The sequence below is a fragment of the Martinezella sp. CNPSo 3732 genome, from assembly GCF_057784515.1.
In genome coordinates, this window is record NZ_JBXSOO010000001.1 from 136,741 (window position 1) to 152,669 (window position 15,929).

Annotated in this window: 13 protein-coding genes; 3 read left to right on the top strand and 10 right to left on the bottom strand. The window is 60.8% G+C overall.

Annotation, left to right across the window (positions count from 1 at the left end; translation table 11 throughout):
* The first annotated feature begins 44 nt into the window (after window positions 1-44).
* Both argH and AC13RM_RS00610 read left to right on the top strand, forming a co-directional pair.
* Window positions 45-1,433: an argininosuccinate lyase gene (gene argH, locus AC13RM_RS00605; protein WP_374816829.1), complete on the top strand. Its 1,389-nt coding sequence runs from the start codon at window positions 45-47 to the stop codon at window positions 1,431-1,433.
* A 76-nt stretch (window positions 1,434-1,509) separates the two neighbouring features.
* The gene (locus AC13RM_RS00610; RefSeq protein WP_113228931.1) at window positions 1,510-2,451 is read left to right on the top strand and encodes a LysR substrate-binding domain-containing protein; all 942 of its coding nucleotides are present in this window, start codon (window positions 1,510-1,512) and stop codon (window positions 2,449-2,451) included.
* Window positions 2,452-3,754: 1,303 nt separating this feature from the next.
* Here the strand turns inward: AC13RM_RS00610 and AC13RM_RS00615 are convergent.
* Complete coding sequence (locus AC13RM_RS00615) at window positions 3,755-4,552, bottom strand: NAD(P)H-dependent oxidoreductase (RefSeq protein WP_488554425.1); 798 nt, start codon at window positions 4,550-4,552, stop codon at window positions 3,755-3,757.
* Window positions 4,553-4,645: 93 nt separating this feature from the next.
* Here AC13RM_RS00615 and AC13RM_RS00620 point away from each other — a divergent pair, with 93 nt between their 5' ends.
* Window positions 4,646-5,578 carry a LysR family transcriptional regulator gene (locus AC13RM_RS00620; RefSeq protein ID WP_488554426.1) on the top strand — a complete coding sequence of 311 codons (933 nt, stop codon included), beginning with the start codon at window positions 4,646-4,648 and terminating at the stop codon, window positions 5,576-5,578.
* A 115-nt stretch (window positions 5,579-5,693) separates the two neighbouring features.
* Here the strand turns inward: AC13RM_RS00620 and AC13RM_RS00625 are convergent, their stop codons facing one another.
* The 9 genes from AC13RM_RS00625 to AC13RM_RS00665 form a co-directional block, all read right to left on the bottom strand.
* Window positions 5,694-6,785 carry an LLM class flavin-dependent oxidoreductase gene (locus tag AC13RM_RS00625; RefSeq protein WP_488554427.1) on the bottom strand — a complete coding sequence of 364 codons (1,092 nt, stop codon included), beginning with the start codon at window positions 6,783-6,785 and terminating at the stop codon, window positions 5,694-5,696.
* Window positions 6,782-8,509 carry a dipeptide ABC transporter ATP-binding protein gene (locus AC13RM_RS00630; RefSeq protein ID WP_285177419.1) on the bottom strand — a complete coding sequence of 576 codons (1,728 nt, stop codon included), beginning with the start codon at window positions 8,507-8,509 and terminating at the stop codon, window positions 6,782-6,784. Before AC13RM_RS00630 ends, AC13RM_RS00625 begins: the two co-directional genes overlap by 4 nt.
* Window positions 8,488-9,336, bottom strand: a complete 849-nt coding sequence (locus AC13RM_RS00635) for an ABC transporter permease (protein WP_285177420.1) — start codon at window positions 9,334-9,336, stop codon at window positions 8,488-8,490. The genes AC13RM_RS00630 and AC13RM_RS00635 overlap by 22 nt, the downstream gene beginning before the upstream one ends.
* Window positions 9,333-10,343: an ABC transporter permease gene (locus tag AC13RM_RS00640; RefSeq protein ID WP_285177422.1), complete on the bottom strand. Its 1,011-nt coding sequence runs from the start codon at window positions 10,341-10,343 to the stop codon at window positions 9,333-9,335. The genes AC13RM_RS00635 and AC13RM_RS00640 overlap by 4 nt, the downstream gene beginning before the upstream one ends.
* A 38-nt stretch (window positions 10,344-10,381) precedes the next feature.
* The gene (locus AC13RM_RS00645; protein ID WP_285177423.1) at window positions 10,382-12,034 is read right to left on the bottom strand and encodes an ABC transporter substrate-binding protein; all 1,653 of its coding nucleotides are present in this window, start codon (window positions 12,032-12,034) and stop codon (window positions 10,382-10,384) included.
* 269 nt (window positions 12,035-12,303) lie between these two features.
* Window positions 12,304-12,906, bottom strand: coding sequence for a 2-hydroxychromene-2-carboxylate isomerase (locus AC13RM_RS00650; protein WP_374816821.1), 603 nt, complete (start codon window positions 12,904-12,906; stop codon window positions 12,304-12,306).
* Window positions 12,903-13,484: a TetR/AcrR family transcriptional regulator gene (locus AC13RM_RS00655; protein ID WP_374816820.1), complete on the bottom strand. Its 582-nt coding sequence runs from the start codon at window positions 13,482-13,484 to the stop codon at window positions 12,903-12,905. Before AC13RM_RS00655 ends, AC13RM_RS00650 begins: the two co-directional genes overlap by 4 nt.
* A 38-nt stretch (window positions 13,485-13,522) precedes the next feature.
* Entirely contained in the window at window positions 13,523-14,566 is a 1,044-nt protein-coding gene (locus AC13RM_RS00660) for a ketopantoate reductase family protein (RefSeq protein WP_374816819.1), read from the bottom strand.
* Window positions 14,563-15,807, bottom strand: coding sequence for an acyl-CoA dehydrogenase family protein (locus AC13RM_RS00665; protein ID WP_374816818.1), 1,245 nt, complete (start codon window positions 15,805-15,807; stop codon window positions 14,563-14,565). The genes AC13RM_RS00660 and AC13RM_RS00665 overlap by 4 nt, the downstream gene beginning before the upstream one ends.
* Window positions 15,808-15,929 lie beyond the last annotated feature (122 nt).

A 15,929-nucleotide genomic window follows, 5' to 3' on the forward strand; every position in this document is an offset into this window, starting at 1 on the left:
TGCGCCCGGAGGAGGGTGGCATTCGTTCAAAAGGGAAGACCGCGATGAGAAACCAGAAAGAAACCACATGGTCCCCGCTGTTCAAGGAGGCCGTTTCCAGGGATTTCGAGAGCTTTCATGAATGCCTTGATCAGGACAAGCGCATAGCCCTGCACGACGTTGCCGGTTCCAAGGTCCATGCCGAGATGCTTGCCCGCGCTGGCATTCTGACTGTCGGGGACAACGCGCAGATCCAGACCGGCCTCGATCAGGTGGCGGAAGAAATGCACTCCGGCGCTTTCGAGTGGAAGACGGAGCTTGAAGACGTTCATACTAATGTCGAGGATCGGCTGATCGCACTCATCGGCGATGCCGGCAAGAAATTGCATACCGCCAGATCGCGCAACGATCAGGTCGCGACCGACATCCGCCTCTATGCCCGCGAGCAATTGGATCTTCTGGCTGATGATCTAAAGGCGCTCATTGGTGCCTTCGTCGATCTTGCCGAGAAACATGCCGACGCCATCATGCCAGGCTTCACCCATCTGCAGGTGGCACAGCCCGTGACCTTTGGTCACCATCTCATGGCCTATGTCGAAATGTTTCTGCGCGATCTCGATCGTGTCCGCGCAGCGCGCGAGCGCCTCAACGTTTCACCGCTTGGTGCTGCAGCGCTCGCGGGCACCGGCTATCCGATCGACCCCGAATACAGCGCCTCCAAGCTTGGCTTTGCCACATCCTTTGCCAATTCGCTCGATGCCGTTTCCGACCGTGATTATGTCGTCGATGTCTGCAGTGCCGGGTCGATCATCATGGGACATCTGTCGCGCTTCAGCGAGGAGGTCATCCTCTGGTGCACGCCGATGTTCGATTTCATTGAAGTGGGTGACCAGTTCTGCACCGGTTCCTCGATCATGCCGCAGAAGCGCAATCCGGATCTGGCGGAGCTTGTGCGCGGCAAGACCGCCCGTGTCATGGGCAATCTCGCCTTTTCGGCGGCCCTGATGAAAAGCCAGCCGCTCGCCTTCAACAAGGACCAACAGGAATCGAAGCCGCCGCTCACCGATACGCTTGAAACCGTCCGCGCCGCGGTCAGCATTACCGCGCAAATGATCCCGACGATCATGGCCAAACATGCAAAAATGCTCGCGGCCGCCAATCAGGGTTATTCGACGGCAACCGATCTTGCCGATTATCTCGTCCGCGCCGGCTTGCCGTTTCGCGATGCGCACCACGCCGTTGCCGCGATCGTCGGGAATGCCCGCGACAGGGCGCTGCCGACGCTTTCGGAACTTTCGCTCGCCGACATGCAGGCCTTTTCGCCTGGTATTCGCGAGGATGTCTTCGAGGTGCTGACCGTCGAGGGCTCCGTCGCTAGCCGTGATCACAAGGGCGGCACCGCGCCGCGAAGGGTCCGGGAAGCCATCGAGACGGTGCGCCGCGCGATCGCCTGAGTGCCGTCGGTTGCCATTCCACGCACATGCTTTAATGCTTGCTGTTCGAGACAGCAGCGGAGAAGCCGGGTAGGGAATGGAGCCGAGGTTCGATCACAACAGATTGCCGCCGCTGCAGACGCTGCAGACATTTTCCGTTGTCGCGGAAACGGGCAGCTTTACGGCGGCGGCGGCAGAGCTCAATCTCAGTCAGAGTGCGATCAGCCGGCAGGTGCAGCAGCTCGAGCATTATTTCGGCTGCAGCCTATTTGAGCGCCATACCCGCAAGGTCGCGCTGACGGAACGCGGCATGGCGCTGATCCCGATCGTCGACGGCCTGCTCGCCTCGCTGAAGACCTCGTTCGAGGCGACGCGAACGACGGTTCGGTCGCTGACCATTCGCATGCCGCCGACCTTCGCACGCAAATGGTTCCTGCCGCGCCTGCCGGATCTCCATAGCCGTCACGAAGACCTGAATATCAATATCGATACCGCTTGGTTCCTACGGCCGACCTTTTCGGTCGGCGATATCGACATGCTGATCACTTATGGCAATGGCAACTGGCCCGGCATGGATGTGCTGCCGCTATTGCGGGAGCAGTTGACGCCGATGTGCTCGCCGCAGTTTCTATCGAAACTCGGCGATCCGCCTGCGGTCAGAAACCTGCAGAACTGCGTTTTGCTGCATTCTAACCCACGTCACAGCGACTGGACCCTCTGGCTGCAGGCCGAAGGCGCCTATTCGTTCCAGGCTGCGCGTCATCAAGTCTTCGACACGCAGGATTTCGCGATGACCGCTGCTGCAAGCGGCTATGGCGTGACGATGGGCGATCTCGCCTTTTCGCGCCAGGATCTGGAAAGCGGCGAGTTGGTCGCTCCATTCGAGCGGATCATCGACAGCGGGTACGGCTACTATGCACTCTGGCCGGCCCGCGCCGAAGCGCGCCAGAAAGTGCGCGCCTTTTCGGATTGGCTGGGGCACGCCTGCAGCACAAGCGCCGACGGCTTTGGCGGAGATCGAACCGAGACTTCATCGTAGCATTCCTTCCGCAAAATCAGCCATTTTTTCCAGCGCCTCTATCCAGATCGCAACTGTCGCGGCATGGCCGTCCAGCGTGCCGAGCGCTCGTTGCCAAGATAGCTGGCGCGGTCGAGCTTCGGGTCATGTCCGCCATGCGGCATGCGCATCGAGCAGCCACGGATGCTGGCTGCTTTCAAGAGCGCCGTAGGAAGAGTGTGCGCTCCCCTCGTGACAATGCTGAAACGCACTCTCACTGATCGCAATTGAAGGCCGGTATTGCGGTGTGTCACTCGAGGTGGACGGTTCGAATCTCTTCAAGAGCCGCAATTTTTTCGGTTGTATGGATGGCCCATCACAAGAGCTTGCTTTAGCTCGGTGAAAGAGCAGGCCGACCGAAGGTCCAGGCCGAGTGCGGCATCGGCAGGTTCCATCCCGTTGAGACGGTTTAGAATGCCAAGCGGCCTCAGATGCGTGGATGTGCAGTGTCAAGAGAAGGTCTCTTTCCCGCAATCGATGCATACGAACCGAACGCTTCGGTCGAGATTGGACGCGTAAGGAGGAATTGTTAGCGCGGAAGGTGCATATGATTTAGTTCTATTTGACAACTGGAAAATTGTCGCCTGGATCGTAAACTTCTGATCGTGAGCTTGCAAGCTCAGGGGAGATGCGGCTAGGAGCGCCGGTGCGCTCGTCGGTGCAAATAAGCCGAAACAGGCGGTTCGACTCCGCGGCCGCAACCACGCCTTTCGATAGGATCGCAAACCGGTCGTCCTATTGCTCCAGAATCCCAGCATCTCGGCCTCCTCGGCCACGGAAGCGACCTGCGGATCGCGCAAGGCTCGGCGCCGACGTTTCGTGAACGTTCCGTACTTTCCGCGAAACCATGCCGAATTGGGATGTTATGGTCCATCCGACGAAAAGGATCACGGTAAACAAAACGCTAGTCATCGCATGAGAAGTGTTTGGCCGTTGCGGTGGCCGCATACTCACCAAATTCCGCCTCTTGCGTTGCGCTGGAAAAAGCTCGCTCGTCATCAGACTAAGGTCCGTGTTCAACGCCGGTCTATTCGGATAGTGCATGACTGCCCCCGGTCGCCGACACCACTGCCACCCGTCGGCGGTCTGCCCTGTCATCGGACCAATCTCCGGTGACAGGGCAAATAATCAGGCGTTGGGCCGGCGTTCGCCCAAAGCCGCATGGACAGCCGACTTCCCGCCGGAGGAGCGCTTCACCCCGTTACCGTCATCTGCTGCTTCGAGCACCCAGCACCCACGCGGTACGGAACGACTCCGGGAATAGGGGCTGGAAGCACCGAGCGCGTTAACTGGACGCAGCGGCATCTTTTAGATGAAGGGCAAAGCCTGATGCCGCCGGATCGCCCAATTCCGCGCGGAGTTGCATGGCCGGAATATGGTAATCCCCGCCATTTTGGCGCCTGTAAGGAATGGGGCGTGTCGTTTCGAGCGTTCGCATCCGATCGCGCAGATGTTTTGCCGCGGCTTCGAAGCGGGCGTCGTCGAAGCGATCGGTACTGTACGTTACGAAGGGCGGCAGCACATCGTAGCCGGGATAGTAGAGAATCCCGTGATTGATCGGAAACAGAAGATCATCGATAGGGCCATTGATTCCGCGGGGAGCGTAGTGCTCCTCCCAACCACCTGCGGTTACGATCAACATGGCCCGCTTGCCGGCCAAGGTCCCCTCTCCATACCGGTCACCCCAACGTTTGTCGCTATGTTCGCCGACACCATAGGCGAACCCATAAGCAAAAACGCGGTCGACCCAGCCTTTCAGGATGGCCGGCATGGCGAACCACCAGAGCGGAAACTGTAGGATCAGCGTATCGGCCCAGAGAAGCTTTTCGATCTCCGCTTTGACATCGTCCGTCAGCGTTTCGCCGCTGAAAGCATGTTTGGAAGCGGCGACCGGGATAAGCCGCTCGTCAGGAGCCAAAGACGGGAAATCCGCGCGGTCGATCTCGGATTTCCAGCGCATGGCATGGAGGTTGGATACCTGAACCGTATGGCCGGCTGCTTCCAGCTCCTGGACCGCGACATCACGTAACGATGCCGACAGGGATTTCGGTTCGGGGTGAGCGAAGACGATGAGCACATTCATAATGGTACCTGCTTGTTGGAGAAACTCTCACTAAGCTAGGCCATGTTGCGCTAATGCGTTATATAGCAGGAATGGATAGGATATTGCCGAATAATGGATAGATCGGACGTCACGCTCGAACGCATCCGCACCTTCGTCCGCGTCGCCGAACGCGGGAATCTGTCGGCTGTGGCGCGCGAGTTGAACATCGGCCAGTCCAGTGTCACGCGGCATGTGCGTGAGCTCGAAGAAGCCCTCGGCGTGGCGCTGCTGAGCCGCACGACCCGCCGCGTCACGCTCACCGAGGAAGGCGGGCTTTACTATGCCAACGCCATCCAAATCCTGCGCTTGTTGGAACAGGCGACCGATGAAGCGCGAAGCGCGCGGAGCGCCTCCGCCGGCACGGTTCGCATCTCCTGTACGGCAGCGCTCGGCGTCCGGCACGTCAGTCGATTGATCTTCGCCTTTCAGGATCGCCATCCGGACATCGCAGTCGACTTCAGCCTGACGGATGAACGCGTTGATCTCATCCGCGAAGGCGTGGACATCGCACTGCGCCTCGGTCCGCTCGCCGACAGTTCCATGAAGCTGCGGGCGATCGGTCAAAGCCGGCGCGTCCTCGTCGCCTCTCCCGCCTATCTGGCAAGCCGTGGCCGGCCGGCGACACCCGAGGAGCTCAAGGACCATGAGGGCGTCCGCATGTCGAACGTTGCCGGGAGCGAATCTCTCGTGCTTGAACGGGCGGGAGGCATACGGCACCTCGTGCCTTTCAGCGGGCACCTGCGCGTCGATCACGGGCTCGCCGCGCGCGAAGCCTTTGTCGCGGGGCGTGGCTTGGGTCCCGCTCATATCTGGCTGGTGGACGACCTTCTCGCGGACGGCCGGCTCGAAGCGGTGCTGCCTGACTACGCTCCACCAGCCGTGCCGTTGAATATGCTTATCGCGCCCGAGCGAACCGGCATCGCGCGTGTCCGGCTGCTGGTTGAATTTCTGGCAGAGGGAATGCTCCGGGTCCCTGGTATAGAGCGGTCACGGGCTGGGAGTTAGACCGCTTGCCTAACCTTGCCTGTTTCCCTTGCCGCTGCGGCAGAGATGGCTTAGAGGCAGCGGCCTCGGTCGAGAGGAAATCTGGACAAGCCTTTCCCGATCTCGACATGCAGCGTTACGCGGTCGGCGACCAGCCGAGGCTCGGGGCCACCGTCTGGGCGAGATCGGTCAGCAGCCGCACATTCTCCGCAAGACCGAAAGCAGGCGGCAAGAAGAGAACAATCTCGTCGGCCGCCGCCAGACCCGGGTCCTTCAGCACCGCCTCGATCACCTGGTCGGGGGTGCCATGGAAGACCGGAGAAATCTGGATGCCCGGTGGCTGAATGGCCGGCGCGGTCGGTTCGAGGGCGCCTGCGGGCCGGGATGCCCCGATCCCCTTGGTTCGGCGCTCGAGGTCGTAAGCGGCATATTTCTCCCGCAATTCGGCGGCGGTGCCGACCAGGATCGATGCCGCGACCGTGACCGGCGGCGGCTCGGTGCCCTGCTTCTGGCGCCATGTCGTGCGGAAAGCATCGATGGCGCGGGCCTGATATTCTCCGAAGCTCTCGCCCTCGGCGTGGTCGTGCTGCACGGTTCCCGAGATGAGGCCGATGCCGAGCTCGGCAGCCTGCACGGCTGAGCTCAGGCTCGCCGAACCCTGCCGGATACGGGTCCGCAGCGTCCGGCTGTGCGGGGTTACCCGCAGTTCGGTGCCCTCCGGGGCGCCCTGGCCGGGACCATCGACGGTGTGCAGCACCTCGCCGGCGATTGCCGCAAGAAAACGCGCCTGGCGGCGCTTTGCTTCTGTCCGGGCATCGGTATCGACCGCACCGAATACCGCGTCGAATGCAGCATTGGCGCCGGTCGAGATGGCAAGCTCAAGCCTTTCGCCGATGAGCAGGTCGGCGGTGGCGGCTGCCTCGGCAAGCAGGATCGGGTCCTGGTAGCGCATCGGGATGACAGCCGAACCCAGCGTGATGTGACTTGTATGCTGGCCGGCGGCCGCGAAGAATGGGATCGGAGAGGACAGGTAGTGATCGAAGTGACGCTGATAGGCCCAGCCCGATTGATAGCCAAGCCGCTCGGCTGCCTTGAACAGCTCTATGCCGTCGCGCAGTCCCTGCGCCGGACCGGCCTCATCGTTGAACGATACGCGGGTGTTGAAGCCGAGTCGCCGCTTGGCGCGGAATGTGGCAGGCAGGGTGCCGGCGGGGGCAACGATACTCATGCGATCTGTTCCTGGCTGATGATCCGGCGGAGTTGCGGGAGCGGTGCGCGGGCAGGGCTGGCGGTGGCCGGGATCGATTCCAGCAACGACACCGTGTAGGGCTCGCGTGGATTGTCGAAGATGTCCCTGACATTGCCGTGTTCGACGATGCGCCCGCGTTGCATCACGGAGACGGTATGGGCAAATTGGCGCACGAGGGCCAGATCGTGGGAGACGAATACGTAGGTCAGGCCAAGGCTTGCCTGCAGCGAGAGCAATACCTCGACGATATCGGTCTGAACACTGACATCAAGTGCCGACGTCGGCTCATCGAGCACGATCACTTCCGGCTTCAGGACCAGCGAACGGGCAATCGCGACGCGCTGCCGCTGACCGCCGGACAAGGCCTGCGGCTTGCGTGAAAGCAGGTGCTCGCCAAGCCCGACATCGGACAATGCTTCGCGGACCCGTTCCGCCCGCTCCGCATGAGTTCCGATGCCGAACCTGTCGAGCGGCTCGCGCACGAGCTGCCCGACCCTCCAGGTCGGATCGAGCGATGTGAATGGATTTTGATAGACGAGCTGAAGATGGCGCCATACGGAGCGCAGCGACTGGTGTGAGCGTCCGTTGAGTTTTTCCCCAGCGACCGAAATATGACCGGCGTCCGGTTGATCGAGCCCGAGCAGCAGCCGGATCGTCGTCGTCTTTCCGGAACCCGACTCGCCGACCAGCGCGTGCGTGGTGCCTGCCGGAACGGTAAAGGACACGTCATCGACGGCCGTCAGAACCTTGCCGTCGACCGTGAAGCTCTTGGTGATGCCCTTGACGTCGATCTTCGGTGCCTTGGTGCTGTCGGCGTCGAGGAAACGAAAGCCAGGGTCTCGAAGCTTGTGGTAACGGTCCGGATTAAGTGCCGGAACGTCGGCATGCAGCTTCTTTGCGTAAGTCGATGTCGGCGACGAGAAAACCGCTGCGGTACTGCCCGCTTCCTGAACGACGCCATCCTTGAGCACGACAAGAGAGTTTGCACGTTCGGCTGCGATTGCGAGGTCATGGGTAATGAGCAGCAGACTGATGTCCAGGTCCTGCTGCAGCCGTGAGAGCAAGTCGAGGATTCTCTTCTGGATCGTGACATCAAGCGCCGAGGTCGGCTCATCGGCGACGAGCAGCTGTGGCCGCGGCAGAACCGCAAGTCCGATCAGGACGCGTTGAAGCATGCCGCCGGACAGCTGGTGCGGGTAGGAATCATAGACACGCTGGGGGTTGTCGAGCCCGACCTGGGCGAACGTCTCCAGGACAAGCGCCCTGCGGATCGCCTTGCTGGGCTCGTCGACAAGAGCTGCGGCTTCCATCGCCTGGGCACCGATTGACCGCACCGGGTTGAGCGCATTTCCCGGGTCCTGCGGCACGAAGCCGATAGTCCGGCCTCGAAGCTGGCGGAAGCGGCGCTCGGAGAGTTGCAATATGTCCTGGGCGTCGATCGCGATGCGGCCGGTCGCCTGTCCCGTGCGGGGAAGCAATCGCAGCGCGGCGCGCGCAATGGTCGACTTGCCCGAGCCCGATTCCCCAATGAGCGCAAGGCTCTTACCGCGCCCCAGTTCGAAGCCGACATTGCTGACGACCTCATGCGAGCCGTAGGAAACGGATAGGCCCTCCACCTGAAGCAATGGCGTTGGCCGCTGCGGCATCAGCGCATTCTCGGTGATACGGGTGGGAACTGTATTCAGTCTATCTTGCGAAGCCATCGGCTGATCCTATTCACAGAGAGGACGGTCGCGATCGTGACGAAGGCGGGTGCGTAGACCAGCCATGGCCACTTGAGGTAGTCCTTGCCAATCGAGACCAGCAGACCCCAATCGGAAGCTGGCGGCGGATCGCCGTAGCCGAGGAAGGCGAGGCTGGCGATCACCAAGATCGAGTCGCCGAACTGCAGCACGGCAAGGGGGAGCACGGAGCGCGATGCGTTCGGCAGGATGTGCCGCCAGAGGATGTGCCAGCGCGAGCCACCCGAAAGGAAAGAGGCCTCGATGAAGGTCGCCTGCCTCGTCTTGATGACTTCCGACCGCATGACACGGGCGAAGACGGCTACCGACGAGATGCCGGTGGCGATCGCGGCGTTCGTGGTGTCGAAGCCGATCGCGGTGACAACGATGACGGCAAGCAGGAATTTCGGAATGGCAAGCAGGACATCGACCAGCCGCGCAAGCGCGATATCCACGCGGCCGCCGAAGAAACCGGCGAGCAGGCCGATGAAACCGCCGGCGACCGCACCGATGACGACGGCAATCAGCGCACTCCTGACCGAGGCGGCCGAGCCATAGACGACACGGGTGTAGAGATCGCGGCCCAGCTGGTCGGTTCCGAACCAGTGTTGGGTACTAGGTGCGAGCAGCTTTTGAGAGGGAATGCCGACCGCCGGATTATGGCTGGTGAACAGACCAGGTGCGAGCGACCAGGCGATCACGATCGCCACGATCACAAACGAGAGCGCGACGGGCGCCGGCAGTCGAAAACCGGCAAGCCGGCTACCGGCGGTAAGACGCGAGGAAGTGTTGGTCGAAACGAGCGTCATGACAGCACCGACTTCGAAATTCCCGCAGAACCTTCATCAGAGGTGACGGGTCGGCGCTCTGCGGCGCCGAGCAGTTTCACGCGCGGGTCGAGCAGCGGATAGACAAGATCGGCGATCAGGTTGACCAGCACGAAAACCACGGCGGCGAGCGATACGACCGCCTGCAGGACGGGCAGGTCCTGGGTGCTGACCGAGCGCTGGACCAGACTGCCGATGCCGGTGCGCCCGAACACCGCCTCGGTGATCAGCGAGCCGCCAAGCAATTCGCCGATTGTCAGCGCGACGACGGTAATGACCGGAAGCGAAGACGGCTTGAGGAGATGCTTGGCAAAAAGTTGCAGCTGGCCAAGGCCGCGGCTGCGGGCAACGGCGGCATATTCTTGCCCCGACTCATGATCGAGATTGGCGATAAGCACTTCGGCGATCTGCGCCGAGATCGGAATGCCGAGTGCGACCGCCGCGAAAAAGGTTGCCCAGAAGCTATCGGGATTGATAACACGGAAGAGACCGAGCTGAAAGCCGAAGATATGGATCAGCACCAGCCCGATCACGAAATTCGGCACCGATAGGAACAGGGAGGGGAAGCCCCGCAACAAGCCCTGTCCGAACTTTTTTGGCAGGAACTGGGTGCCATAGGCGATCACGATCGCCAGGATCAGCGCGACGACGAGGCCAGCAAAGGCGAGAACGAGCGTTGAGGGCAGCACCTCGGCGATCATGGTCGTCACAGGACGGTTGGTTCGCATCGACAGACCGAAGTCGCCGATGAGGAAGTGGGACAGCGATGTCGACAATTGCACGAGTACCGGCTTGTCCAGGCCCTGGGCGGCAATGATTTCCTGGATCTCCGCCTCGCTAAAGCCGTTTTGCGGGTTGCGCAGAACGTTGGTGACGGGATCGCCCGGCAGAACGCTGACGACGATGAAGGTGAAGACGTAGGTCAGCAGGATGACAATGACGGCCTGGACGAGGCGCTTTGTGGCATAGCTAAGATAGGCATTGTTCACGCCGATCACCTCCTTGCGTTCCTTGGCTGTGCTGCGGGTTAGTCACTGATCGTGGCCGTGTAATAGCTGGCATAGGCGACGCCGTTGTATGTCTCGCCTTTGAGCTTGGGAGACTGGACATAGATGCGCTGGACCATCTGTGTGCGCGGAATGAAGTAGCCCTGCTCGAGGACATATTTCTGAAGCTCATCCAGCAGCGGGTTTCTGGCCTCGAGAGAACCAGCGCTGGCGATCTTGTCGCGCAGTTCGTTGATCTTCTGGTCGCTTTCGCCCAATGCGAACCAGTTCTCGCCGTTATTGGCGTTGGTCAGGATGCTCGCGACAGTACCGGCGTCGATGAAGCTGCGCGTCACCTCATAGGCCGGCACGCCGGCGCCGCCATATTGAACCTTCTGGCCGTAGGTCACGACGTCATAGGCCCGGATATCGACCTTCCAGCCGATCTTGCCGAGCTGTTGGGCAATGAGTTCGTCGATCGACCTCGAGGTCACGAGATATGGGTTGGAATTGAGCGTCAATGACAGCTGCTTGCCGTCCTTGGCGCGTATGCCGTCGGCCCCCTTGATCCAGCCCGCCTCGTCGAGGAGTTTCTCGGCTCTGTCCGGATTATAGGCCAGAAGCTCGCTGTGATCGGTCGCGCCGGGCACGTTGCTCTGGATGAATGATGTCGCGAGCTTCCAGTCGGGCGTGTAGACGGTATCGATGATTTCCTGGCGATTGATGCCGGCCTGCAAGGCCTGTCGCACCTTGACGTCGTCATAGGGCGCGAGCTTGGTATTGATCGCCCAGCCGTTGACGAAGCCGAGATAACGCGGCGTCGCGACGGTAAAGCCCTCCTGCTTGAGCGACGTCAGCTCCTGCGGCGAGGCGTTATAGGCAATGTCCGCCTGGCCGGACTGGACGGCAGCGACTCGCAATGACGGTTCGGACACCAGCTTGTAGGTGATCGTATCGAGATAGGCCGGACCGGTATGGCCGACGGCCGCTGGACCCCAGTTATAATCCTTCCGTTTGACTAGCTTGACGAAATCGCCTTCCTTCCAGGAATCGATCACGTAAGGTCCGCTGCCGGAGGTCTTGCTAAGATCGGCCTGCTGCGCGGCCGGCTGGGCGATGGTCTTGGGGGAGATCAGAATGGAGCCGTGATAGCCAAGGGTCGGAATGAAACCGAGCGTCGGTTTTTTGAAGAAGACCTTCACCGTGGTTGCGTCAACCGCCTCGGCGTGGTCGTAAGTCTTCGGGAAGAGTCCGATTGGATTGATCCCTTCCTTCTTGCGTCCGGCATACCAGATGTCGAGATTGGCGACCGCGGCAGACGCATCAAGAGGGGTGCCGTCCGAGAAGGTCACACCACTCTTGAGATGCAGGGTGAACTCGGTCGCACTGTCATTCTGCTCCCAGCGCTCGGCGATCCAGGGGCTCACCTTGCCGTCGGCATCCACGTAGACGAGCTTGTCGGTTACGTGACCCCATATGTGGCCCTGGAAACTGGAAATCGCGCTGTTGTTCGGTATCCAGGTGTCGCCCAATGAATCGATGAGGAAGGTGATGTCGCCGCCATTGGCCGGACCGGCGGCACTATTTGCGGGAGTGAAGCCTGCCATCGCCACCAAAGCACCGGTCGCCACGGCGGATGAAGTGATCAACAAGCGGCGCCGGGTAATAGGCAGCGAAAGAGGGCGTTCTGTCATAGATAGATCCTGATGGTTCGGGTTCTGCGAATTCCTGAAGCAGAGCCTATTCAGGCAGAACCAAAAGGAGAAAGACTGGTTGTTCTTTTTCTACTAAATTTATGGATTATTTTGTCCGGTTTTGACTGATGTAGGGATCAGCATTTTTCGGGCCTGTCGGCGAGGGAATTGCGGGCTTAAAATCCTACTTGGCGATCAGCGTCTGCGTATCGCTCAAGGAGCGGTCGCAGACTTCAGGCCTGCTCGGCCTGAAGTCCTTCGGCGATATGTCAGGCCACCAGCTTTTCACCCGACAGATGACGTTCCAGGAAGGGCAGGCTGTCCTGCCCCCAATAAAGTTCGCCATCATAGCGGAAGGTCGGAAGACCGAAGACACCAGCTTCTTTCGCAATGTCGCGATTGCTGCTCCAGAGTTCCGAGATATCAGGAAGCGCCGCGCGCGCCTCGAGCGCTTCTCCGTCAAAGCCTGCCGCATCGGCAATCGCTTTTCGCACATCGGGGTTGCCGATATCCGCGGCAGTGCCCCAGAAGCCGTATTGTAGCGCGCGGGCAAGGGCGACCCAATCCTGCCCCTCGAACTGAGCCGCCAAAACGAGAAAGCCGGCGGGCGTCGGGTCGGACAGTGCCGAGCGATTGGTAAAGTCGAGCTGCTTGCCGCGAAGAGCGGCCCAGCGCCGGAGATCCTTCATCCAGTAGGCGCGGCGGGCGTCGGGACGATCGCGCGAATAGATCGCGCCATTTTCGACGATCAGCGGAATGAGATAGGGACGGATTTCAGCGCCGGATCGCGCCGCGACTTCGACAAACGCATCGAGACCTATATAGGCCCACGGCGATCCGATCCCGAAGAAGTAGTCGATGGTTTTGGTCATAAAGCTTTCCTTCCAGACGGGATGAATTGGCTAGTTGCCATATCGAAGACGGATAACGCGCAATCGCGCGCTACGAGAACAGCATGGGGGTCGCGGCCGACGGCAACCGTCGCCAGCGCCCCTTCGTAAAGCAGAGACATGTGCGCGGCAGCCTGTTCGGTGGGACACCTTGCGGCCGACATGACGGAACGGAAGATATCGCGCACCGCGTTCTTATGCTCGCGGGCGATGGAAACGACCCGCTCGGAGTCACCGTGCTCGGCAACCGCCAATGCGAAAGCGCAGCCGCGAAACTCCGGGCTGTCGGCCTTTTCGAACAGGCGTTCGAAAATCAGGGCGATCTGGTCACGCGGCTGTAGCGTCACGGTGGATGCGACCTCTCTCAATTGAAGAATGACGCGTTCGTGACGCTCGGTCAGGTAGGCCGCGACAAGATGATCCTTGGACGGAAAGTGTCGGTAGAGCGTGGCTTTTGCGACATTGGCTTCGTCAACGATGCGGTCGATACCGACGGCGCGAATGCCTTCCTTGTAGAAAAGGGTGCCGGCGGTAGTCAGGATATGATCTGATATTTTCATTGCGTCGGTCCGGATGCCGTCATTGCATGATCCCGGGACTAGCCCGTCTGATGTGCTTTCGGCCTCGAAGGGATGGGGGTGGAGAAAGACAGGTAGTTCTCGGCAAGCCGGCGCAGACTAGCGAAAGGAAGGAGCGCCGTGAAGCCACCTTGTTGCGCTGCCGATCCGGCAATTTCCTGAGCGGCGCGGTTATAGGGCGCCGCTATCCCATGCAGACGCCCGAGAAGGGTGATTTCGCCGTTGAGGTAGTCGACTTCGCTTGAAGCGCCGCGCGTAAAACTCTGCCAGGTCGATTGCTGGCCGGGTCGAATGCCGGAGTTTTCGGCAATCTTCCAGTGCGCTATGCTGACCGTACGTTCCGAGGGAGATGCAAATGTATAACCCGCCGCCTTGAGAACGGTCTCGGCCTCCTCGACAAGGGCCGCGCTGAACGTCGCTCGTTCGTCTTCCGCGCCGTCGAAGAGCTCCAGCACATTGCGCACATTGTGGAGGAGCTTCGCCGCCTTCCATCGCTTGATATCGTTCGTTGTCTCGGCGATGTAATCCGACCGGCTAAGATCCGTGACGATCTTGGCCGCGATCTCGTCCGAGCCTTGCGGATAGCGGCCGATGGTCGCGATAGCCACCTGCGGATCGCCCCCGACCACGACATGACCGGTTTCCGTAAAGCGGGCGGGCGTCAGGATGCTGGCGCCGTAAACATTCGGAAATAGTCTAAGAGCTGCCGCTTCCGTTGCCAGGCCATTTTGAAACGTGACGATCGGCAGGGCGGAGGCGGTCAGCCCCTCAGTATGCTCGATTGGCCGCCAGGCCCAAAAGGCGAGAGCTTCGGCGGCATCTTGTGATTTTACCGTCAGCAGGAGGATATCGGACCGCCTCAGTGATGGCGCCGCCGCCGTATCGAAGGCTTTCAGCCGAATTTTCCGGGTGCCGGCGGGCCGTTGGTAGGCAAGGCCGTGATCGATGATGTGCCTGATCTGGGCGCCGCGTCCGACAAGAGCGTAGTCGACGCCCGAAAGCTCAAACTGCGCGGCAAGGCTGGCGCCCACGGCGCCTGCTCCAATAATGACGTAGCGCGTCATGCTCGCCGCCCGGAAACTGCATTCAGGAACTCCCGCGCGTCTTCCGCCTGCCGTGAGCCGGAGGACACAACTGGCGTCTTTTCAACCGGGAGAAGATGAGGCGGTTCTTCTACCTTTCGGCTCCATCTGTCACATGCCGAGCGTCCGAGAATGGAAATAGACGTGTCTTCCTGGGGGGCGTGGACGAGAACCGATTGGATGTCGCGGAAATGTCGTTCGATCCCGAGATCGCCATTAAGACCGGGATTGCCGAGGGTGCGAACGGCAAGCTGAACGGCGTCGCGTATGTTGCGGGCCGCAAGAAGGCGCGCCCTGATGAGCGCTTCCGGTTCATCCAGCGAATGGTCGAGCGCATTGAACAGGATCTGTCTTGCGCCGCCCACGAGCAGGTCGATCTCGCCGGCTGCGGAAATGAACCTTTCCGTTTTTGCGATCGGAACGCCGAGATTGGCGGGGATGCGTTCATGACCGAAACGGATGAAAGCCTCCTGGGCAGCTTCCGCAGCTCCGAGGTAGATGGCGGTGAGCGCGACATTGCCGGCGGCATGGGCACGATTGTCCTGCGTGCCGACGGAGACGTCGACGAGATCGAGGACGTCTTCGAGCGGCACCTCGACATCCTTAAACGCGACGTCGTGCGAGCCGCTTGCCCGCATTCCCAGGCTCTTCCAATTCTCGATCACCTTGATACCGGGAAGCTCAGATGGAACGACGAAAGTGCCGACGCGCTGCGGTGTCTCATCTGTGCGCGCCCATACGAGGAAATGGGTCAGGCCAAGTGCGCCGGTGACGAAACGCTTGCGCCCTGTGATTGCCCATCCACCGGCGGTGCGGCGCGCCAACGTGTCGGGGAGACCGCCACGGGCGGGAGAACCGAGCTCAGGCTCGACGCGGGCCGCGTTCAGCAGGATCGGGCGATCACGAGCATCTTCCAATAAACGTCGATAAAGCGGCTCCGGCCATTTGCTGCCCGCTGCCTGTCCGAGATGGGTGAATATGGTCATCGCGCTAATCAGGGCGACCGAAGGATCGCCGCGACCAAGCGCTGCCAGAATGCGTCCGACATCGGCAATACCGGCACCTTTTCCACCGAACCGTGTCGCCACCGTGCTTTCGAGAAGGCCGGCGGCATGGACGGCCTCGATGCCTGTCCAAGGGAAGGCGCCGGATTCATCTGCCGCCGCAGCTGCAGCAGCAAGCTTGCGGGTCACATCCGTCAGATCGATGGTGTTAAAGGACACTTTGCATCAGCCTCTTTGAAGCAGTGAGGGGCGCCATGCGCGGCTTTGCCGCGCGATGGCTTGTTTTTGCAAACACAATCCGAATGGCGTTCGCCAAATTCCATTTGTTGATGCGTGATAAT

Bases quoted from the DNA above. Each gene is read 5' to 3' on its own strand.
- argH (WP_374816829.1), top strand. From the start codon at position 45: ATGAGAAACCAGAAAGAAACCACATGGTCCCCGCTGTTCAAGGAGGCC.
- AC13RM_RS00610 (WP_113228931.1), top strand. From the start codon at position 1,510: ATGGAGCCGAGGTTCGATCACAACAGATTGCCGCCGCTGCAGACGCTG.
- AC13RM_RS00615 (WP_488554425.1), bottom strand. From the start codon at position 4,552: ATGAATGTGCTCATCGTCTTCGCTCACCCCGAACCGAAATCCCTGTCG.
- AC13RM_RS00620 (WP_488554426.1), top strand. From the start codon at position 4,646: ATGGATAGATCGGACGTCACGCTCGAACGCATCCGCACCTTCGTCCGC.
- AC13RM_RS00625 (WP_488554427.1), bottom strand. From the start codon at position 6,785: ATGAGTATCGTTGCCCCCGCCGGCACCCTGCCTGCCACATTCCGCGCC.
- AC13RM_RS00630 (WP_285177419.1), bottom strand. From the start codon at position 8,509: ATGGCTTCGCAAGATAGACTGAATACAGTTCCCACCCGTATCACCGAG.
- AC13RM_RS00635 (WP_285177420.1), bottom strand. From the start codon at position 9,336: ATGACGCTCGTTTCGACCAACACTTCCTCGCGTCTTACCGCCGGTAGC.
- AC13RM_RS00645 (WP_285177423.1), bottom strand. From the start codon at position 12,034: ATGACAGAACGCCCTCTTTCGCTGCCTATTACCCGGCGCCGCTTGTTG.
- AC13RM_RS00650 (WP_374816821.1), bottom strand. From the start codon at position 12,906: ATGACCAAAACCATCGACTACTTCTTCGGGATCGGATCGCCGTGGGCC.
- AC13RM_RS00655 (WP_374816820.1), bottom strand. From the start codon at position 13,484: ATGAAAATATCAGATCATATCCTGACTACCGCCGGCACCCTTTTCTAC.
- AC13RM_RS00660 (WP_374816819.1), bottom strand. From the start codon at position 14,566: ATGACGCGCTACGTCATTATTGGAGCAGGCGCCGTGGGCGCCAGCCTT.